Annotated in this window: 15 protein-coding genes; 6 read left to right on the top strand and 9 right to left on the bottom strand. The window is 65.0% G+C overall.

The window, feature by feature from the left end:
• Window positions 1–20: 20 nt before the first annotated feature.
• Window positions 21–2,654 carry a DNA polymerase I gene (polA, locus tag ITX31_RS13335; RefSeq protein WP_416354831.1) on the bottom strand — a complete coding sequence of 878 codons (2,634 nt, stop codon included), beginning with the start codon at window positions 2,652–2,654 and terminating at the stop codon, window positions 21–23.
• 259 nt (window positions 2,655–2,913) lie between these two features.
• On the opposite strand from polA, the gene ITX31_RS13330 reads away from it, so the two are divergent.
• On the top strand, window positions 2,914–3,402 hold the full coding sequence (locus ITX31_RS13330; protein WP_194783899.1) for a PaaI family thioesterase: 489 nt from the start codon (window positions 2,914–2,916) through the stop codon (window positions 3,400–3,402).
• Window positions 3,403–3,559: 157 nt separating this feature from the next.
• Window positions 3,560–4,585 (top strand): alkene reductase, encoded by a 1,026-nt coding sequence (locus ITX31_RS13325; RefSeq protein ID WP_416354830.1) that lies wholly within the window; start codon window positions 3,560–3,562, stop codon window positions 4,583–4,585.
• Here ITX31_RS13325 and ITX31_RS13320 read toward each other — a convergent pair whose 3' ends face one another.
• Window positions 4,586–6,616 carry an MFS transporter gene (locus ITX31_RS13320; protein WP_323745682.1) on the bottom strand — a complete coding sequence of 677 codons (2,031 nt, stop codon included), beginning with the start codon at window positions 6,614–6,616 and terminating at the stop codon, window positions 4,586–4,588.
• A 56-nt stretch (window positions 6,617–6,672) separates the two neighbouring features.
• Window positions 6,673–7,077 (bottom strand): Hsp20/alpha crystallin family protein, encoded by a 405-nt coding sequence (locus ITX31_RS13315; protein WP_194783898.1) that lies wholly within the window; start codon window positions 7,075–7,077, stop codon window positions 6,673–6,675.
• A 331-nt stretch (window positions 7,078–7,408) separates the two neighbouring features.
• Here ITX31_RS13315 and ITX31_RS13310 point away from each other — a divergent pair, with 331 nt between their 5' ends.
• The 3 genes from ITX31_RS13310 to glsA are packed head-to-tail and all read left to right on the top strand — an operon-like array spanning window position 7,409 to window position 11,526.
• Window positions 7,409–8,791, top strand: coding sequence for a glutamate decarboxylase (locus ITX31_RS13310; RefSeq protein ID WP_194783897.1), 1,383 nt, complete (start codon window positions 7,409–7,411; stop codon window positions 8,789–8,791).
• Window positions 8,792–8,803: 12 nt separating this feature from the next.
• On the top strand, window positions 8,804–10,576 hold the full coding sequence (gene gadC, locus ITX31_RS13305; RefSeq protein WP_194783896.1) for a putative glutamine/gamma-aminobutyrate antiporter GadC: 1,773 nt from the start codon (window positions 8,804–8,806) through the stop codon (window positions 10,574–10,576).
• Window positions 10,573–11,526: a glutaminase A gene (gene glsA, locus ITX31_RS13300; protein WP_194783895.1), complete on the top strand. Its 954-nt coding sequence runs from the start codon at window positions 10,573–10,575 to the stop codon at window positions 11,524–11,526. Before gadC ends, glsA begins: the two co-directional genes overlap by 4 nt.
• 88 nt (window positions 11,527–11,614) lie before the next feature.
• Here glsA and ITX31_RS13295 read toward each other — a convergent pair whose 3' ends face one another.
• From ITX31_RS13295 to ITX31_RS13285, 3 genes are all read right to left on the bottom strand, one after another.
• A complete protein-coding gene (locus ITX31_RS13295) occupies window positions 11,615–12,391 on the bottom strand; it encodes an IclR family transcriptional regulator domain-containing protein (RefSeq protein WP_194783894.1) in 777 nt (258 codons plus the stop codon).
• A 126-nt stretch (window positions 12,392–12,517) separates the two neighbouring features.
• Window positions 12,518–14,338: a bifunctional sugar phosphate isomerase/epimerase/4-hydroxyphenylpyruvate dioxygenase family protein gene (locus tag ITX31_RS13290; RefSeq protein WP_194783893.1), complete on the bottom strand. Its 1,821-nt coding sequence runs from the start codon at window positions 14,336–14,338 to the stop codon at window positions 12,518–12,520.
• An 18-nt stretch (window positions 14,339–14,356) separates the two neighbouring features.
• Window positions 14,357–15,229, bottom strand: coding sequence for a shikimate dehydrogenase (locus ITX31_RS13285; protein WP_194783892.1), 873 nt, complete (start codon window positions 15,227–15,229; stop codon window positions 14,357–14,359).
• Window positions 15,230–15,409: 180 nt separating this feature from the next.
• Here ITX31_RS13285 and ITX31_RS13280 point away from each other — a divergent pair, with 180 nt between their 5' ends.
• A complete protein-coding gene (locus tag ITX31_RS13280) occupies window positions 15,410–16,726 on the top strand; it encodes an MFS transporter (RefSeq protein WP_194783891.1) in 1,317 nt (438 codons plus the stop codon).
• A 66-nt stretch (window positions 16,727–16,792) separates the two neighbouring features.
• Here the strand turns inward: ITX31_RS13280 and ITX31_RS13275 are convergent, their stop codons facing one another.
• The 3 genes from ITX31_RS13275 to ITX31_RS13265 form a co-directional block, all read right to left on the bottom strand.
• Window positions 16,793–18,454, bottom strand: coding sequence for an ABC1 kinase family protein (locus tag ITX31_RS13275; protein WP_194783890.1), 1,662 nt, complete (start codon window positions 18,452–18,454; stop codon window positions 16,793–16,795).
• Window positions 18,455–18,653: 199 nt separating this feature from the next.
• Window positions 18,654–19,985 (bottom strand): MFS transporter, encoded by a 1,332-nt coding sequence (locus ITX31_RS13270; RefSeq protein WP_194783889.1) that lies wholly within the window; start codon window positions 19,983–19,985, stop codon window positions 18,654–18,656.
• Window positions 19,986–20,166: 181 nt separating this feature from the next.
• Complete coding sequence (locus tag ITX31_RS13265) at window positions 20,167–20,613, bottom strand: acyl-CoA thioesterase (RefSeq protein ID WP_194783888.1); 447 nt, start codon at window positions 20,611–20,613, stop codon at window positions 20,167–20,169.
• Window positions 20,614–20,688 lie beyond the last annotated feature (75 nt).

Raw genomic sequence — 20,688 nt, 5'->3', positions numbered from 1 at the left:
TTCCCCCTGGGTTGTAGGTATTAGTGGCCTGCCTCGTGCCAGCTGGCACCCCAGCCGACGGATACGTCCAGCGGCACGGAGAGATCGGCAGCACCCGCCATCTGATCGCGGACCAGCTTCTCAGCTGCTTCCCGCTCCCCCGGCGCGACTTCCAGGACGAGTTCGTCATGGACCTGCAGCAGCATACGTGTTTTCAGGCCCTGCTTCTTCAGTTCGGCGTCCACGCCCAGCATTGCCTTCTTGATGATGTCCGCTGCCGAGCCCTGGATGGGCGCGTTCAACGCCGCGCGCTCGGACATTTCCCGCAGCTGCCGGTTGGTGCTCGCCAGGTCCGGAAGGTAGCGGCGGCGGCCTTCGATGGTCGAGGTGTAGCCGTCCTTGCGGGCCTGCTCGACGACGCCGCGCAGGTAGTCGCGCACGGCACCGAAGCGGGTGAAGTAGTCCCTCATCAGGGTGCGGGCCTCGTCCACTGGAATCGAGAGCTGCTTGGACAGGCCGAACGAACTCAGCCCATACACCAGGCCGTAGGACATCGCCTTGACCTTGGACCGCATGGCGCTGGTGACCTCTTCCGGCGAAACCCCGAAGATGTGAGAGCCGACGAACCGGTGCAGGTCTTCGCCGTCCCGGAAAGCCTGGATCAGGCTCTCGTCCCCGGAGAGGTGCGCCATGATGCGCATTTCAACCTGGGAGTAGTCGGCCGTGAGCAGGGTTTCGTAGCCTTCGCCCACGACGAAGACCTCACGGATGCGGCGGCCTTCTTCGGAACGGATCGGAATGTTCTGCAGGTTCGGATTAATTGAGGACAGCCGCCCGGTTGCGGCAACGGTCTGGGCGTAGGTGGTGTGGATCCGGCCGTCGTCGGACACGGACTTGCGCAGCCCCTCAACCGTCTGGCGGAGCTTGGAGGCGTCACGGTAGGCCAGCAGGTGTGCCAGGAACGGATGGCCGTTAGTCTTCACGATCAGGTCCGAGAGGGCGTCCGCGTCGGTGGAGTACCCGGTCTTGATCTTCTTGGTCTTGGGCAGGCCCAGCTCATCGAAGAGCACCACCTGCAGCTGCTTGGGGGAACCAAGGTTGATTTCCTTGCCGATCACCGCGAAAGCTTCGGCCTTGGCCTGTTCAATGGTGTGGCTGAACTCGTCCAGCAGGCGGTCCAGCTTTTCGGTGGACACCGCAATGCCGGCGAGTTCCATCTCCGCCAGGACTTCGGCCAGGGGCAGTTCGAGTCCGCCGAGCAGCTGGTTCGCGCCGCGCTCAACCAGCAGCCCGGAGAAATGCTCGCTCAGCTTCAATGCGGCGAAGGCTTCCATGACTGCCGGAGCCGCCGTGTCCTCACCCTCAAGGGAGAGCTCAAGCTGGTTACCGGAGGCCGGAGCTGCTTCGAGGGACAGTTTAAGGTGCTGCAGGCTCAGGTCCGGCAGGTCGTAACTGCGCCGGTCCGGCTGGATCAGGTAGCCGGAGATCGCGGGATCATCCACTTCACCGTCAAGGTGCAGGCCGCGCCTGGACAGCAGCTTGTAGGCATCCTTGAAGTCGTGGACCACCTTCGGTGCATCGGCGTCCGCCAGCCAGTCAGCAAGGACCTTTTCCGCTCCGGCGTCCAGCTCAGTCAGCGGAACGTAGGCAGCGGCGTCGTCCGTCACCACGGCCAGTCCGGTCGCATCGCGGGACTCACCAGCTCCCTCAGTGACCAGCCGAAGCCCTGCCGGTTTCTGGTTGGTCGCCTTGAACCAGGACTCGAGCGCTTCCGCGGCGGTAATGACGGTGTGGGCGGGAGGCAGCATTTCCGAGTGGGCTCCGGGCGCTTCCTCTTCCCCGTACACGTCGAAGAGCCGCTTGCGGAGAGCGTTGAACTGCAGCGCGTCGAACAGTTCCTCGATGGCCTCACGGTCCGGGCGGCGTGCCGCCATCGCGTCCAGGTCCACGGGCAGCTCCAGGTCCCGCAGGAGCCGGTTCAGCCGCCGGTTGCGCTTGACGTCCTCAATGTTCGCGCGGAGGGATTCTCCCACCTTGCCCTTGATTTCATCCAGGTGCTCAAGGATCCCCTCGAGCCCGCCGTAGGCCTTGATCCACTTCGCGGCGGTCTTGGGGCCAACACCCGGCACGCCTGGAAGGTTGTCAGCGGACTCCCCCACCAGTGCCGCGAGGTCGGAATACTTCTCCGGCGGCACGAGGTACTTTTCCTCCACTGCGGCGGCATCCATGCGCGGCAGGTCGGAGACACCCTTCTTGGGGTAGAAGACAGTTACCCGGTCGTTGACCAGCTGGAAGGCGTCCCGGTCTCCGGAGACCACCATCACGTCCCAGTTCCGTCCCGCGGCCTGCTCGGCGAGGGTGGCCAGGATGTCGTCGGCTTCGTAGCCGTCCAGGGTGATGGTGGGGATGTTCATGGCTTCCATGACCTTGATGATCAGGTCAACCTGCCCGTGGAATTCCTCCGGGTTCTTGTTCCGGCCGCCCTTGTATTCCGAGTACTCCTCCGTGCGGAAGGTGGGCGTGTCCAGGTCGAAGGCCACGGCGATATGGGTGGGTTCTTCATTCTTGATCAGGTTGATCAGCATGGAAGTGAACCCGTACACGGCATTGGTGTGCTGCCCCGTGTCAGTGGAGAAGTTCTCCGCCGGCAGCGCATAGAAGGCACGGAAAGCCATTGAATGGCCGTCGATGACCAGCAGCCGGCTGTGCCCGGTTGCGTTGGGTGTTCCGAGGGCCGCTTCAGCCGGCGCGGTTTCAGCCGCGTCCGACGGCGTGCCCGCCGCGTGGCTGCCTACAGGTGCCGCTTCAGCCGGCTCGGTCAGGGACTGCGTTTCCGTGGTTTCCACCAGGGAATCAGCGGGCTCGGGAAGCGGGTCAGAGACAGGGGCAGAGGCCAGTTTGGCAGTTTCACTCACAGATGTAAGCCTAGTGGGCATGAGTGACATTTTCACGCCGGGCCAGGCCGGCCCCGCGCGGGGCGAAGCCCCCATGCTGCAGGAACTGCGCGATGCCGGAGTGCCGGAGGAACTGCACCCATGGCTTGGCGAATCCGGAGTCGGACCCCTGGTGGTGAAGCTCGGCATCCGCTTCCTGGAGATGTCCCCCTCCCGCATCGTCGCCACCATGCCGGTGGAGGGCAACCAGCAGGTGGCGGGCATCCTGCACGGCGGCGCACACGTGGTCCTCGCCGAAACCCTGGGCTCCTTTGCCGCGTCAATGCACGCCGGGCCGGGCCGCTACGCCGTCGGCATTGAAGTTGGCGCAACGCACCACCGGTCGGTTTCCTCAGGCCTCGTCACCGGCACCGCCACCGCCGTGCACCTGGGCGGCACCGTCACCACGCATGAAGTGGTGATGACGGACGATGAGGGCCGCCGGCTCTCCACCGCGCGCATCACCAACCTCATCCGCGAGGTCCGTTAGGCCCCCTTCCGGGAATACGCGTCCGCCCGCGTGAGTTGACCGCAGATAACCCCCATGCGCAGGCGGCTATCGGCTGCCTGCCGAAAGGAAGTACGTGCAGACAGATCTGTTTTCTCCCCTGACCCTTGGCTCCCTGGAGCTGCCCAACCGGCTGGTAATGGCGCCCCTGACACGGGTGCGCAGCGGAGCGGACGGCATTCCCGGTCCGCTTGTAGCCGAGCATTACCGCCAGCGGGCCTCGCTGGGCCTGATTGTTTCGGAAGGAACGTATCCTTCCCGTGAGGGACAGGGATTCTCCGGACAGCCGGGCCTGGTCACCACCGAACAGCTGGCTGGGTGGCGCAAGGTGACTGACGCAGTCCACGCCGCAGACGGCCGGATCTTCGCGCAGGTCATGCACGCCGGACGGGTTTCCCATCCGGAGATCAACGGCGGCCTCCAGACAGTGGCACCGAGCGCCGTCGCCATTGACGGCGTCATCCGCACCCCGGCGGGCAAGCTGCCGCACACCCAGCCGCGGGAGCTGGGCGAGCTGGAACTGGACGAGATGCGTGACATTTTCGTCCGCGGGTCAGTTGCTGCGGTTGAAGCAGGGTTCGACGGCGTTGAACTTCACGGTGCAAACGGCTACCTGCTGCACGAATTCCTGAGCCCGGCTTCGAACCGGCGCACGGACGGCTACGGCGGCTCGCCGGAGAACCGAGCGCGGTTTGTCGTCGAAGTCGTCACCGCTGTAGCCGCCGCCGTAGGCGCGGACCGGGTGGGATTGCGCATTTCCCCGGAACACAACATCCAGGACGCGTGGGAGAAGGACGCCGCAGAGACGCTTGCCGCCTACGGTGCCCTGGTGGATGAAATCGCGCCGCTCGGTCTCGCCTACCTGAGCATCCTGCACAACAATCCGGCGGGTGAACTGGTTCAGGAACTGCGCCGCCGCTTCGGCTCGCCGGTGCTGCTCAACACCGGTTTCGCCGTCGTGACCACCCGCGAGGAAGCCGCCGGCCTGCTGCAGCAGGACCTGTGCGACGCCGTCGCCGTCGGGCGCCCCGCCATCGCCAACCCGGACCTTGCGCTGCGCTGGCAGCACGACCTGCCCCTGAATGAGCCGGATCCTTCCACGTTCTACTCGGACGGTGCCGAGGGCTACACGGACTACCCCGAATACGCGGGCGTGCCGGCCTGATTAGACCTTCAGGATTGTCGACGGCGGCTCTCCGCCAAGCTCGACGTCCACGACGGTGTCAGGAGAAGGCAGCACCACCAGCCGTGTGTGTGTTGTCCCTGACGGCTCGGTGACACTCAGGACGTAACGGCCAGGGGCCGGCAGCGGCAGTTCGTAGCTGCCGCCCCGGGCCGAAACCACCGAGAACGCCGTTGCGTCCTCCGCTTCCGGAACCAGGAGGATCAGTGCTCCGGTTACCGGACGCCCGTGGTGCCGGATGCGTCCAGTGAGCGTCAGCCGGTGGGTGAAGTGGATCTCCTGCGGTACCGGGTTCGCGCGGACCTCCACTACCTCGGAAACCGGAAGCCAGCGCCTGTGGGCGGCCACGAATACGTAGCGCCCCGGACCCGGCAGTGCGACCGTGTACCTCCCGTGTCCGTCCGTGCGGTCCCAGTCCATGGGAGTCCCGTCCAGCGCTGCAACCGTGACCGTACCGCGGTCAATCGACCCGCGGTCCCCGGGCGCACGCAGCGTGCCCGTGACGCTAACCGCCTGCTCGGGCAGTCCGTCCCCCGCTGCGGTCCCCGGGCCGGCTCCGGCCCGGCCGGCAAAAAGATCGGGATGCGTCGCCTCGTGCCGTGCCGCGCGGGGCAGCAGGGAGCACAGCGCAGTTGCCGCCGCCGCGGCCAGGCCGGCCAGGATAAAGACCAGCCGGAAGGCATCCGGCGCCGGGAAGACGCGGCCGCCGACGCCGATGGTCAGAGAAGCCAGGATGGTCGCCACCGCCGCGCTGCAGGTGGAGGTGCCAACCGAGCGCAGCAGCGTGTTCAATCCGTTGGCAGCCGCGGTGTCCCGCCGCGGGGCATTGCTCATGATGATGGTGGGCATGGCGGCCATGGCCATGGCGGTGCCCGCCGAAATGATCACTGCTCCGGTGACAATCCCGGCAATCGTGCTGACCAGGAAGGTGCGGCCGAGGTAACCCGCGGCCATCACGGCACAGCCGGTGATCATCGTGGTTCTTGCGCCGAAAATGTTCGTGAGCCGTGCGGACACCGGCGCGATCGCGACCATCGCCACCCCGGAGGGAATCATGGTGAGGCCGGCAACCAGGACGCTCAGGCCGAATCCGAAGCCGGTTACGCGGGACAGCTGGAGCTGCTGCGTGGTGACCAGCATGTTTGCATACATGGAAAAACCCACCAGCACTGCCGCGACGTTGACCACCAGTATGGGCCGTTTGGCGGAGGTACGCAGGTCTACCAGCGGCTGCCCGCTGCGCAGTTCCAGCGGGAACCAGAGTGCGATCAGGATGGCGAAGGCGGCGAAAAGTCCCAGGATGATGTCGCTCGTCCAGCCCCAGACCCCACCCTTGGAGATAGCCAGCAGCAGTGCGGTCATGGCGCCGGACAGCAAAAGCGCCCCAGTGTAGTCAAAACGGCCCTTGGTACGCAGGGTGGATTCGGGCACAAAAAGGAAGACGGCGGCCAGGAGTGCCAGGGCGAACAGGGCTACGATCCAGAACGTGGCTTCCCAGCCCAGCTGCTGGTAGATCAGTCCCGCCATGGGCAGCCCGAGGGCGCTCCCGATTCCGAAACTGGCGCTCATCAGCGAAACCGCCCCCGCGATGCGGCGCTGGGGAAGCGTATCGCGCAGGATGCTGATGCCCACCGGGATCACAGCCCCGGCGAAGCCCTGCAGCGCGCGCCCGGTCACCGCCGCGGCGAACGTGCCGCCGAGCGCCGCGGTGAACCCTCCAGCTACCATCATGGCCAGCGAGATCATCAGCATGCGCTTCTTCCCGAACATGTCCGCCAGCCGGGACACGATGGGCGTGGCCACCGCGGCACTGAGCAGGGTGACCGTGACCAGCCAGGAAACGTCGTCGGAACTCACCGCGAATATCCGCGGATACTCCGGCAGCAGCGGCACCACGGCAGTCTTTTCCAGCGACACCGTGATGCCGCCCAGCGCCATGATGGTGATCACCAGCCAGGCGGGCGACCTGGCTGCGCGGAAACGTGCCGGGACACTCTGGCTCTGCTGGGACACGGGGCCTCCTGGGAGCCGGGCGTCTGGAACCTGTTTGCGGTTCCTGAGGCGGGCAGTCAGCTGCGGCTGATGGGGACCTTCCGGCCGGTGCTGCCCGCGTCCTGAATCGGGACCCGGACCTCCAGCACCCCGTCCCGGTAGGACGCAGTCACTTCATCGGTGCTGGCTCCGGCCGGGAGCGGAATGTCCCGGCTGAACGAGCCGTACTTGAACTCACTCCGGTAACCGTTCTTGGCACGGTTGGCCGTTTCCTCACGCCGTTCGCCGCGGATGCGCAAGGTTCCCTCAGACACCGTCACGTCCAGGTCCTTCTCCGGATCGATGCTTGGAAGCTCCGCCCGGACCACCATGGCTCCGGTCTCCCGAAATTCCTCTACGCGGAAGGACGGAACTTCCCAGTCGCCCTCGAACAGCCGGCGCATGGGTTCAGGCAGTTCAAATCGGTCACGTCGGCTTGCCATGTATGTTCTCCTGCGGTTGGCCGCCCACCGGCTTCCGTGCATTCCTTGAGGGTTGCCGGGGCCGGGACTGCTGCGGAACGGGATAGGTCTTCAGAGGGTACGCGCGGCCGCACCTGCACTCAACGGGCGGGGCCGGATAAACGGTGCCGGAGGACCCGCATTGCAATACCCGCAAGAGTTCCCGGAACCACGTGCCCTAATGCCTGCCTGTACCTAGTAATGCCGAAAAGGCCGCGCGTATAGTCGAACGCGCGCACCTGTGGGGCTTAAAGCGCCGCCGCTCACTGCGGCCGGCAGCCACGTTGGTCACTCCGTACGAGAGGTCGAAGCCATGCCGCAGAACGAACCCCAGGATTTCCTCAACGTCAACCCGATATTTGCCCGCGAAGGCGAAGCCACCCAAATCCCGAAGTACGAGTTCCCCGAGAGCGGGATGCTGCCGAAAACCGCTTACCAGATCGTCCACGATGAGACGATGCTGGACGGCAACGCGCGGTTGAACCTCGCGACGTTCGTCGGTACCTGGATGGACGACAACGCGAACCGGCTGTATGCAGAAACGTACGACAAGAACATGATCGACAAGGATGAGTATCCCCAGACGGCGGCGATCGAACAGTACTGCTGGAAGATGCTTGCCGGTCTATGGCATTCTCCGGACCCGCAGGGAACCATCGGCACGTCAACCATCGGTTCCTCGGAGGCCTGCATGCTTGGCGGACTCGCCTTCAAGCGGCTCTGGCAGCACAAGCGCCGGGCGGAGGGAAAGTCCACGGACAAGCCCAACCTGATCATGAGCTCGGCTGTACAGGTCTGCTGGGAGAAGTTCTGCAACTACTTCGACATCGAGGCGCGGCTGGTTCCGATCAGTGAGGAACACAAGTGCCTGGACGGCTACGAACTGGAGAAGTACGTCGACGAGAACACCATCGGCGTCGTCGCCATCATGGGCGTCACCTACACGGGCATGTATGAGCCGGTGAAGCAGGTTGCTGCCAAACTCGACGAAATCCACGCCGCCACCGGCCTGGACATTCCCATCCATGTGGACGGGGCGTCCGGGGCCATGATCGCCCCGTTCATCCAGCCGGAGCTTGAATGGGACTTCCAGATTGAACGGGTCCATTCCATCAGCACGTCCGGCCACAAGTACGGCCTCGTCTACCCCGGCCTCGGGTGGGTGGTGTGGCGGGAACGCCAGTGGCTGCCGGAAGACCTCATTTTCTACGTCAGCTACCTCGGCGGGGACATGCCCACCTTTGCCCTCAACTTTTCCCGTCCCGGGGCACAGGTGGTGCTGCAGTTCTACATGTTCCTCCGCCTCGGTTTCGAAGGCTACAAGAAGGTCCAGCAGGCCTGCCAGGACGTGGCTCTGTATCTTTCCCACGGCATCAGCGAGATAGGGCCCTTCGAGCTGTGGAATGACGGCTCCGATATCCCGGTCTTTGCCTGGCGGCTGAAGGAGGGGCATACAGACCGCTGGACACTCTACAACCTGGCCGACCGGCTGCGGACCAAGGGCTGGCTGGTACCCGCGTACCCGATGCCGGACAACCTGGGCAACCTCACGGTCGAGCGGATCGTCGTGCGCAACGGCCTGAGCATGGACCTGGCCGGGCGCCTGCTCAAGGACATCCAGGACGAGACCGCATATCTGGAAAACCTGAGCGCCCCCATGCCCGTCGAGCAGGAGCATCCGGGATTCCACCACTAGGAGGTGACTTCAGTGAGCGATTCAACTGCATCACCTGCATCGGCCGGAGCCGGATCACCGGCTGGAACCAGCCGTAAGAGCCGGGCAAAACAAAACGCAACCATCACCGTCGGCGCGCTCGCAGTCATGAATATTGTTGCCGTGGTCAGCCTCCGCGGCCTGCCGGCGGAGGCCGAGTACGGACTGAGCTCGATCTTCTACTACGTCTTCGCCGCACTGGTGTTCCTCATTCCGGTATCCATCGTCGCAGCCGAACTGGCTACCGGGTGGCCGGAAACCGGCGGGGTCTTCCGCTGGGTGGGTGAGGCCTTCGGTCCGCGCTGGGCCTTCCTGGCGATGTTCATGCTCTTCATCGAGGTGACCATCTGGTTCCCCACCGTACTGACCTTCGGCGCGGTGTCACTGGCGTATACGGGCACTGACCAGAACATCGACGCGCAGCTGTCGGGAAACAAGGTCTTCGTGCTCGCCGTCGTGCTGGTGGTCTATTGGCTGGCGACGTTCATTGCCTTCCGGGGCGCGGCGGCGTTCTCGAAGGTTGCCCAGTGGGGCGGAATTGTCGGCACGCTGATACCTGCCGGCATCCTGGTGGTTCTGGGCTTCTCCTACTACTTTGCGGGCAACACCCCGCAGATCAAGATGGGCTGGGGAGAGCTTGTACCGGACTTCTCCAACTTCTCCAACGTGGTACTGGCAGCCAGCATTTTCCTCTTCTATGCCGGCATGGAAATGAATGCCATCCACGTGAAGGACGTGAAGAATCCGACGCGCAACTATCCGCTTGCCGTGCTCATTGCCGCTGCAGGAACGGTAGTCATCTTTGTCCTGGGAACCCTTGCCATCGCGTTCGTTGTTCCGCAGGCGGACATCAACCTGACGCAGAGCCTGCTGACTTCCTACAACGACATGTTCGATTGGGCGGGCATCGGCTGGGCGTCGCCGATTGTCGCCGCGATGCTCCTGATCGGGGTGCTGGCAGGCGTGGTCACCTGGGTGGCCGGTCCATCCAGCGGCCTGCTTGCCGTGGGCAAGGCAGGGTACCTTCCGCGCTTCTGGCAGCACACGAACAAGCACGGCATGGGAACGCACATCCTGCTCTTCCAGGCTTTCATGGTCACGGCGCTGGGCGTTGTCTACGTGGTGCTGCCGTCGGTGCAGGCCGCGTACCAGATCCTGAGCCAGCTGACAGTGATCCTGTACCTGGTGATGTACCTGCTGATGTTCGCGGCGGCCATCTACCTGCGCTACAGCCAGCCGAACCGCCCCCGCCCCTACCGGGTGCCCGGTGGAGACCTCGGCATGTGGATCTTCGGCGGCGTCGGGTTCCTGGGTTCGCTGATGGCTTTCGTCTTCAGCTTCATTCCGCCGGACCAGATTTCAGTCGGGTCCCCGGAAACCTACGTCGGAATCCTGGTGGGCAGCGCCGTGCTGCTCATCATCGTCCCGCTGGTTATCTACGCTTTCCGGAAGCCCCACTGGAAGGATCCGCAGACCGCCTTCGTGCCGTTCACCTGGCAGCTGGAAGACAAGCACCCGGGGACGGTCAATGAATCCTCCGCTCCCACGGCCGAGCTGTCCGGGAAATGGGAAGAGTCCTTTGCCGGTACTGCAGACACAGGAGAGGGAGCCGCGGCCGGCGCCCCGGGCGGTGCCGAAAGTACCGGGAAACACACCGGGAAACCGTCGGCCACCGGCGCCGGTTCCCGTGGTTCGCAACAAGGCGGACGGACACGCGTCCACCGCCCGCATCCCGGGCCTGCAGCGGGCGGGAGTTCAGCGGTATGAACATAGACAAGACAGCCATCCAGGCTGCTGTAAGAACTGCCCACAGCGACTTCAAGCCGGACCAGGGCGGTGAGAACGCCAGCTATATCCCCTACCTGGCCTCGGTGGACCCTGCGCTCTTCGGCATTTGTGTTGTAACGGCCGACGGCGAGGTGTTCGCGACCGGGGACTCGGACTTCGAGTTTGCGCTGGAGTCGATTTCAAAAGTCTTTTCGATGGCCCGCGCAATGGATGACGTTGGATTGCCGCAGTTCCACGAAAAGGTTGGAGCAGATCCTACGGGCGAACCGTTCAACTCGGTGATAGCCGTGGCGCTGCACGGGGACAAGCCGCTCTCACCGCTCGTCAATGCCGGGGCCATGTCCACCGTGTCGCTGATACCGGCGGGCAGTGCCGAGGACCGCTGGCGGAAAATCCTGGCTACGCAGTCAGCCTTCGCCGGACGGCAAATCCGAATGAGCGATGCAGTGAATGACTCGGAGCAGTCCACCAACTTCCATAACCGGGCAATAGCCTGGCTGCTGTATTCGGGGGGAACCATGTACTCGGATCCCATGGAGGCCTGCGACGTGTACACGCGCCAGTGCTCCACGCTGGTAACGGCGGTCGACCTGGCCACCATGGGTGCCACCATCGCCGCGCGGGGAACCAACCCGATCACGAAGAAGGCTGCTGTCACCCACCCCGCCATAATTCCGCCCATGCTGGCGGAGATGACCATGGAGGGGCTCTACACGTCCTCGGGTGACTGGGCCTACCGGGTTGGGCTCCCCGCTAAGTCCGGCGTAGGGGGCGGTGTACTGGCCGTCATGCCGGGAGTACTGGCCATCGCGGCGTTTTCACCGCCGCTGGACGCTGCGGGCAACAGCGTCCGGGCACGAAAGGCTGTGGCCCAAATCGCCTCGGCACTGAAACTCAACCTGTACAACGCATCGGACTACGCCACGTAGCGCGGCGGCAACAGACGAACTGCGGCGGAGAATGTGCGAACGGGTCTCCGCCGCAGTTCCCTGCCCGCCCGCGGCCGACGCGGGCGGGCTACCCGGTCTGCCGAATGCCGTAGTCGGCCGAAATATCCTCCGCTGCCCGCCTTAGCCGCGGCAGCAGGACCTCTTCCAGCCCTGCGGTCCGGCCGTAGGGCTGGTGAAGGGAAACGTTGGCGGCAGCGACCACCCGTCCGCCGCGGTGGACAGGCACGGCGACGCCGCTCAATCCTTCTTCGTACTCCTCGCGGACAACGGACCAGCCGCGTTCACGCACTTTCCTGATTTCCGCCACCAGGGCTTCCCTGGAGGGGACAGTGCTGGCGGTGAAGCGGCGGACATCGGACCGGTTCAGCCTGTCCTGCAAGTCTGCTTCCTCGAGCGATGCCAGGAGTACCCGCCCCATTGAGGTTGCCCAGGCGGGGAAGCGCGTACCCACGTGGACCGCCACGCTGACCAGGCGCGGAGAGGTGATCCTCGCTACGTAGACAACGTGCACGTCATCAAGGATGCACACGGACGCTGTTTCCTGCAGGTCTCCCGAGAGTGACTTTAGATGCGGCTCGGCGATGGCCGGCAGCGTCAGGCTGGACAGGAAGGCCGATCCAATGTTCAGCACCCGCGGGGCAAGTTGGAACCGGGCGCCGTCCGTGGAAAGGAATCCAAGCTCCGTGAGCGTGAGCAGGAACCGCCTGGCGGCAGCACGGCTCAGATCCGCCTTGGCAGCGACCTCGCTGACGCTCTGCAGCGGCGTTTCCTCGGAGAAGGCACCCAAGACAGTGAACGTCTTTTCGACGGATTTCACATACCAGTCACCGTGCGGAGCGCCCATGCGATTCCCCCCCTGACCTGCAGTTCCTTCCGGGTCCGTCCCGAACGCTGTCGAACCGATCCTAGCGCACAACGCGGTTCGGCCGGCCGGTTCGCCGCCGTGCAAAGCCTCAGGTCAGGGATGGTTTCAGGCGGTCGCCAGATACTGCGCTGCAAGCCGCACCGGGGCGTTCGGCGCGCCGTAACCCTCGTACGAGGGTCTGCGCTCAACCACTTCGAAAAACACGTTCCCTACCGTGGAGGTATAGAAGTGGAGGAATTCGCCGTCTGCATCCCGGTCGTACAGCAGGTTGAGATCCTTCAGAACAGCCAGGAACTCCGGGTCCAGTCCGAACCGTGCATCGAGGTCCTCGTAGTAGTTGCCCGGCACCGGCAGGAACTGCAGGCCCCGCCCGACGGCGGTGCGCGCCAAGGCAACCAGGTCGCTGCAGGCGAAGGCAACGTGCTGAGGGTAGCCTGAGCCGTCGAACACCATGGGCGCGATGTTCAGCGCCATCCGCACGGCCCCGTCGCTGCTGCGCATCACCTGGCTGCGGACCAGGCCCATGGGGCTGGGCACCTCGACGCTGGGCCGCGGGGTGAGTCCAAGTGTGGACTCATAGAAAAGCACGGCTTCATCAAAGTGCTGCCAGGGCTGGGACAGATTGACGTGGTCAACGGCGGTGATGGGGCCCTCCGCGGGAACGGGAGCGCCGCTGCCGAATTCCCGAACCCATCCGGGCCCGCCGGCTTCTGCTTCGCAGAGGAAGATCTCTGTCCCGTCCGGCGCGGCAACCGCCTGGAGGACTTCCTCGTTCGCCTGGCTGCGCCGGGGCACCGCCGTCGCTTTGAGCTGCAGGGCCCGTGAGGCGGCGGCGAGGGCGTCCGGTACGTCCAGGCCAATCGCCGAGATTCCGGGTTCAAGTCCGCGGGCGTTCTGGCTGTTGATGATGACCCGAGCCCCGTTTTGGGTCCACAGTTCAACGGCCTTGCTGCGGTGGGTTCCCTGGCTGGTGAAACCGAGCTGGTAGAGCAGGGTCCGGATGGTCTCGGGGTCACCCGCTTTGACCTCGGCGAAGTTGAAGCCAAGCGGTTCCCCGACGCCGGGCAGCGTGGAGAGTTCCATGGCTGTTCCGCCGGCGCCGGTTTCCTGCAGGTGGATGGAGGTCTGCTCGGCCAGCCGGATCAGTGAGCGCATGGCGTCAACCGCGGTTCGCTCCTCAGCTGCCTGGCGGAAGACGTCATTGAAGATTTCCAGTGAGACAGGTCCGTTGTAGCCGCTGCGGACCAGATGGCCCATGAACGTGACCAGGTCGAACGCGCCCTCGCCGGGAAAGACCCGGTAGTGCCGGCTCCAGGACAGTACGTCCATTGAAAGCTCCGGAGCGTCCGCAAGCTGGACGAAGAAGATCTTCTCGGCCGGGATCTTTTCAATCGCCGCCGGATCCCACCGGCGGGAGAGGATGTGGAAACTGTCCAGGCAGGTTCCCACATTGGGGTGGTTGGCCAGTTCGACGATGCGCCATGCATGTTCAAAGTCGCTGACATACCTGCCCCAGGCCAGCGCCTCATAAGCGAGCCGCACACCGTAGCGCGCGGCAGTTTCCCCCATGCGGCGAAGCTGCGCCGCGGCCACCTCGTCGTCGTCAACGGTAGCCGTGGCTACGTTGGAGCACACCAGCATGGTGTCGATGCCCAGGCGGTTCATGAGCCTGAACTTCGCTTCGGCACGCCGCAGGTTGTCTGCGAGCGAATCCTCGTCGACGCCCTCGAAGTCCCGGAACGGCTGGTACAGGTCCAGCGTCAGGCCCAGCGACTGTGCCAGGTCCCGGATCTGTTCCGGAGTGGAGGGAGAGACCACGAGGTCCTGTTCAAAGATTTCGACGCCCTCGAAACCCGCCGCTGCACAGGCACGGAGCTTGTCCTCCAGGGTTCCGGACAGGCAGACCGTGGCGATCGATGTACGCATTGGGGAATCCCTTCCGGCTCAGAGGCCGTTGCTGACCATGTCCAGGAAGTGTGCCCGCATCCGGGCCGGGTCCGGGCGCAGGCCGGTGATGAGTTCAAAGGCGTCCACGGCCTGGCCCACCGCCATGTGGCCGCCGTCCAGTACGCGGCAGCCCATCGCTTCGGCTGTGTCGATGAGCGTGGTCCGCACCGGACGGTAGATGACATCGGCAACCCAGAGCTCACTGTGCAGGAAAGCAGGGTCAACCGGCATGCCGGGATGGGAGTGCATGCCTACGGGGGTGGCCTGCACGAAGCCGTCCGCCGCCGCGAGTGCTTCGGGGAGCTCTGCGCTGGTTCCCGCGGTGACTTGTGCATCCGGGAAGAGTACGGACAGGGCCTGGACGCGCTCCTGAACCCGCCCCAGGTCCAGGTCGATCAGGGTCAGCTGGCCGACGCCGGCTTTCAGGAGTGCATACGCAACCGCAGCACCTGCGCCGCCGGCACCCAGCTGGACCACGCGGCCCAGCGCAGCGCCGGGCAGCCCGGTGGCCAGGGCCCGGCCGAAGCCCGAGTGGTCCGTGTTGTGGCCGATGAAACCCTCGTCCGTCACAAGCACGGTATTGACGGCACCCAGCCGGGCGGCGTCGTCGGACACCTGGTCCAGGTGTCCAAAAACAAGCTGCTTGCACGGATGGGTGATGTTAAACGCGTTGAACCCGAGGTCCCGGCCGTAGCGCAGCAGGTCCCCCACCTCGGTTCCGCGGCGTCCGTTAACCGAAAGATCCACCGGCCGGTACAGGTAGAAAAGTCCGTTTTCCCGGGCTTCACGTTCATGCATGTGAGGTGTCAGGGATGCGGTGATCCCTTCGCCAATCAGGCCAACGAGCCAGGATTCGGTGATGGTGCTCAAGTGGTTCTCCCTTCGGCGCCCGGGGCGGGGCTGAGCCCACGGTACCGGCCTGTTCATAAAATGCACAACTGTGCGTATATCGCACATTTGGATTGCATCAGACTATGGCACGGGTTACATTGTGGTGTTCGCATGAAGCACTGCTGTGCGTTTTACGCACACCATCCTTGGAGGCCCCACATGAGCGCTGCACCGACGCAGTCCGCCCAAGCCACCGCCAAGACCCCAAAGAAGGCCGCCGCGGCGAGCTTCATGGGCAGCGCGGTCGAGTACTACGACTTCTTCATTTTCGGCACGGCCGCATCGCTGATCTTCCCCTACGTCTTCTTCCCGGACGCCGACGCCCAGGCGAGCATCATGTCCCTGGCGACCTTCGGCTTCGCCTACATTGCCCGCCCGGTCGGCGCGGTGATCCTGGGGCACTTCGGTGACCGCGTGGGGCGCCAGAAGATCCTCATGTTCACGCTGATCCTGATGGGTGCTTCGACCTTCCTGATCGGCTGCCTGCCGGACTTCAACACCATCGGCTGGTGGGCGCCCACCCTGCTGGTGCTGTGCCGGCTGGCGCAGGGGCTCTCTGCTGCCGGTGAGCAGGCAGGTGCCAGCTCGATGACGCTTGAACACGCCCCCGACGGCCGCCGCGCGTTCTTCACCTCCTGGACCCTTACCGGCACTCAGGGCGGCCAGATCCTGGCAGCCATGGTCTTCATTCCGGTTATGGCGCTGCCGGATGACATCAAGTACGGCGTCGGCTGGCGTATTCCGTTCTGGCTGAGCGCCGTCGTAGTTGTTGTCACGTACTTCATCCGCCGCACCCTGCACGAAACCCCGACGTTCCAGGAAGCCAAGGCAAACAACCAGATCGCCAAGCTGCCGGTGGGCGTGCTGCTCAAGCACCACTGGCGCGACGTCCTGCGCGTCATCTGCTGCGCCTTCATCGCGGCTGTCTCCACCGTGTACGGCACTTTGGCCATCAAATACGGCACCGAAGTAGGCAATGTGGACGCCGCCATCACCCTGTGGCTGGTTGTGGCAGGCAACATCGCCGCGCTTTTCACGCAGCCGCTGTTCGGTATGGCTGCCGACCGCTTCGGCCGGAAGCCGGTATTCATCTACGGCGCGCTCTCCAGTGCCGCCGTGATGCCGTTCTACCTGCTCTCCATGGAGTCCGGTAACTCGCTGCTGCAGTTCACCCTCTCCGTGGTGGTCTTCGGCTGCGGCTATGCTGCCGCGAACGCTGTGTGGCCGTCCTTCTACGCGGAAATGTTCAGCGCCAAGGTCCGCTTCTCCGGACTGGCTATCGGCACCCAGCTGGGCTTCCTGATGGCGGGCTTCGCGCCGTCCATCGTAGCCGCCCTCGGCGGCCTGGAGCCGGGCGGGTGGGTAGTGATCAGCTGGTTCACGGCCGCCATTGCAGGCATTGCCGCCATCTCCGCGCTCACCGCCAGGGAGTCCTTCCGTATTCCGACGGCGGAACTCGGGCTGAAGAAGAAGTAACGTTCCCTCCCCCAACGGCCGGCACCGCGCACACCTGCGGTGCCGGCCGTGCCCGTTAACCCTTCGCTAGCCCGCATCCAGCCTGCGCTGCCGCCGGGCCGACCACGCCAGGTAACCCCCAAGCACGCCGGTGGACGCCAGCCCGGCTCCCATCAGCGGCGCCTGCCAGCCGCGCCAGCGGTCGGCATCACCAAGGGTCAGCTCGCCGACCCCGCGAATAAAGGCGGCGGCGAAGATGGCAGCCACCATCCGGTTGCCCACCCGTTCCAGGCGCTCCACCAGCGGAACGAGGTCCCCCGCCCGCAGGTGCACCTCCATTCCTTCGAAATCAAGGGTGTTGATGAGCCGCTGCAGCTGGCCGGGCAGTTCGGTACCCAGCTCCAGCAGGTCTCCCCCGGCCTTGCCCAGCCGCTTAGCGTAGGCGGCAGGGTTTAGGTGCTGCATGGTCATCCGCCGGGCATAGGGTGCCAGTGTCCTGCCCATGCTGAACTCGGGGTCCAGGACCTCGCCCATGCCTTCGGTCATGATGAGCATCCGCAGCAGCAGGGCAATCTCCCCGGGCAGCTGCAGGTGGTGGTTCCGGATGATTCCCAGGCCGTACGTGATGATCCGTCCCACCGGCGCATCCCCGAGCGTATGGTTTGAATACAGCTTTATCAGGCCGGCAAGGTCCATCCTGAGCTTGAACCGGTCCGGACGGGTCCGGGAGACGGTCATCCGCATCAGTGCGGTGGCCATCCGCTCCGGGTCCTTGCGGATAACGGCAACGAACAGGGCCGAAAGCTGGCCGCGGAGCTTGTCGTCGAGTTCTCCGGCCATGCCGAAGTCGATGAGCCCAATCTGGGCGTTGGGCTGCACGAAGATGTTTCCGGGATGCGGGTCCGCATGGAAGAAGCCGTCCTCGAACACCATCTTCATCTCCGCGTCAGCAGCCGTGACGGCCAGGGCCTTCCGGTCAAGTCCCGCGGCTTCAAGCGCCTTGGTGTCGGTCACCTTCATGCCGTAGAGCCGTTCCATGGTCAGCACCTTCGAGGTGGTGTGCTCCCAGTAGATGTGCGGGATCACCACGGCGGAGTCGTCTTCGAAGTTCAGGGCGAAACGGTCTGCGTTGTGGCCCTCCTGCACGTAGTCCATTTCCTTGCGCAGGGTGTCCGCGAACTCGTCCATGAAACCCTTGACGTCGTAATCCCTGGCGGCTTCCCAGTGCCGGCTGGCGTAACCGGCCAGGGACTGCAGGATGGACAGGTCTGCTTCCACGTCCGGGACGACGCCGGGACGCCGGACCTTCACCACCACGTTCGTGCCGTCCTCCAGCGTCGCTGCGTAGGCCTGGCCGATGGAGGCACTGGCGATCGGGGTGCTGTTGAACTCCCGAAATACTTCCAGGGGATCCGCACCGAGTTCCCTGCGCAGCGAAACGCGCACCTCGTCCCAGGCGGCAGGGGTGGCCGCGTCCTGCAGCTTGGCCAGCTCGTCCATGTAGGCCGGAGGCAGAAGGTCTGGACGGGTGGAGAGCAGCTGGCCCAGCTTCACGTAGGTGGGCCCCAGTTCCTCCAGCGCACGGCGCAGGTACTCAGGGCTCGCCATCCGGGTGGAGTCAGCGCCGTCGGCCTCCCTGCGGCGGAAGGGAAGCCAGGACTCGAGTCCCGCAACTGACACCAGGTATCCCAGCCCGTTGCGGTACAGGATCTCGGCCATTTGGCGGTAGCGGTCGAAACGGGTCTTCATTGCCTTCTTTCCGTTAGCCGGCCGCGGCGGTCCCATGCTTCGGCAGGATCGGGCCGTCGCCTGTTATGGGAACCATAGACCCTAACGGAAGGCACCGAACAGGTACGTCCCTGGCGCAGCACCCCCGTTCGTACGTATCCGGCCCGCCGCCTTCCACAGAAATGCGGCGTCGCTGTCCTCCCTGGGCCGGGCCCTGACGTTATGCGTTTTTCGCCTGGCGGGCGGACTGTTTTCCTGTTTTGGTTTCTGCCGTCCCGTCCGAGGCAGCCGCCGCGATCGATCCGGCGACGAACAAGGCGGCAATGCTGACGCAGCAAGCCAGCAGCGGCACGGTCCAGCCGCCCGAAAGATCGTGCAGGCTGCCAAGCGCAACGGGTCCGGCAGCCGCCACCAGGTAGCCGCCGCCCTGGACCATGGCGGAGAGCTGGCCGGCCTGCCGGCCGGAACCGCCCAGCCGAACCAGGATCAGGAATATCACCGTGATCCCTGCACCCTGCGCTATTCCGCCCAGCGTCACCCACGCGGCCCACCAGGCCGGTGCCAGCAGCAGTCCCGCGGGCAGGGCGGCCCACGCAGCGACGGTCAGCCAGAGCAGGGAACGGGTACGCAGCCTCCCGGCCAGCAGGGGTATGGCAAGTGCACCAACGATTGCCGGCCCCTGGAACAGGGACGCGCCGGCGCCGGCGGCGGCGGGGTCCAGTTTCAGCAGGTCCGAAAGCAGGGTGGGCAGCCATGTGGAGACGGCATAGAAGGAGAAAGCCTGGCCGCTGAAGGCGACGAGCAGCAGCCACGCGACCGGGCGGCGCCAGACCGGTGGCTGGGCCGGCGTTTCCGGTGTGGCCGGCGCAGGGCGGGATGCCGTGTCTGGAACAGTGCCGGCTGCGTTCCTGCGGGCACTATTCCCCCTTGCCCCGCCCAGCACAAAGTCCCGCCAGCCAACCAGCCTCAGCCAGGCCAGGGCAGCCGCGATTGCCAGCGCGCTCCAGACCGCCAGGGCAGTGCGCCAGCCGAGGGCGTCCGCCAGCGGAGCCGTCAGGATGAGCGTGGTCATCGATCCAATGTTCATGGCCGCCGTGTAGATGCCGGTTACCAGGGGAACCTGGGCGAGCGGGAAATCCCGGCGGATGATCACCGGTACCAGCACGTTGCCGACGGCGATTGAGGCGCCAATCAGGACGGTGCCGGCCAGCGCGAAACCGGTCCCTCCAGCGGAGCGCAGCAGCGTCCCGGCCAGGATGCCGGCCAGGCAGAACGCGATTGCCTGGTCCGGCCCCCCGCGGCGGAGCAGCGGCAGTGCCAGGAACGATATGACACCGAAGCAGGCAATGGGCAGGGCGGTCAGCAGGCCTGAGGCCTGGACGGACATTTCAAGTTCGGACTGCAGCAGGTCCAGGATGGGCGACGGCGCCACGATCGGGCCGCGGAAATTCAGCGCGATCAGGATGACGCCGGCAAGGGCCGCCCAAAAGACCATCCTGGCGGAGCGCCTGCGCCCGTTCCGTCCGGTTCCTGCGGGACTGTCGAGGTGCATGCTGCGGCGTTTCCTTTGGGACTCGGGTTAGCAGCAGCGGGCGCGGCAGCCTGACGCGATTCTCTCACCGGAGGGCCAGTTCGGTGTGCCAGGCACGCAGTACGCCCCGGGCATTACTGCCCCGGGGCGTACGAGGCGGCAGCAGCGCCTGGCTGCGTTCGGACCGAGTCCGGCGCTGCTCCTAGAACTGCGGCTGCGGCTGCAGCGGGAACGCCGGGAGGTGGTGGGTGGGCAGCCGGTCCCGGTCATAGGTGACCGTCGTGTAGCCGTGCGGAGCAGGACGGCCGTTTTCATCCAGGTTGACAAAGATGATGCGTTCGATGGTCAGGATGCTTGACCGGGTGATCATGTTCCGGACCTCGGCCCGCATCGTCAGGGATGTCTTGCCGAACTTGGTGGCGCACAGTCCCATCTCAATAAGGTCGCCCTGCTGGGCCGAACTGACGAAATTGATTTCGGACATCAGCTTGGTGACCACCCTGCCGTTGCCCATCTGGAGGATCGCGTAGATGGTCGCTTCCTCGTCGATCCACCGCAGCAGCGAACCGCCGAACAGTGTTCCGTTAGCATTCAGGTCTTCGGGCCTGACCCATTTGCGGGTATGAAAATTGATGTCGCCGGATTCCATGATTCTCAGGTTATCCCTGCAGAACTGTCCTTTCGGGACGGGTGTGAGGACGCGCACCGGGCATTGTGGCAGCGG

Origin of the sequence: Arthrobacter gandavensis, from assembly GCF_015355785.1 — a bacterium.
Lineage (GTDB): Bacteria > Actinomycetota > Actinomycetes > Actinomycetales > Micrococcaceae > Arthrobacter_B > Arthrobacter_B gandavensis_A.
Note: the sequence above shows the minus strand (reverse complement) of the source record. Positions and strands in the feature narration are given on the sequence as shown.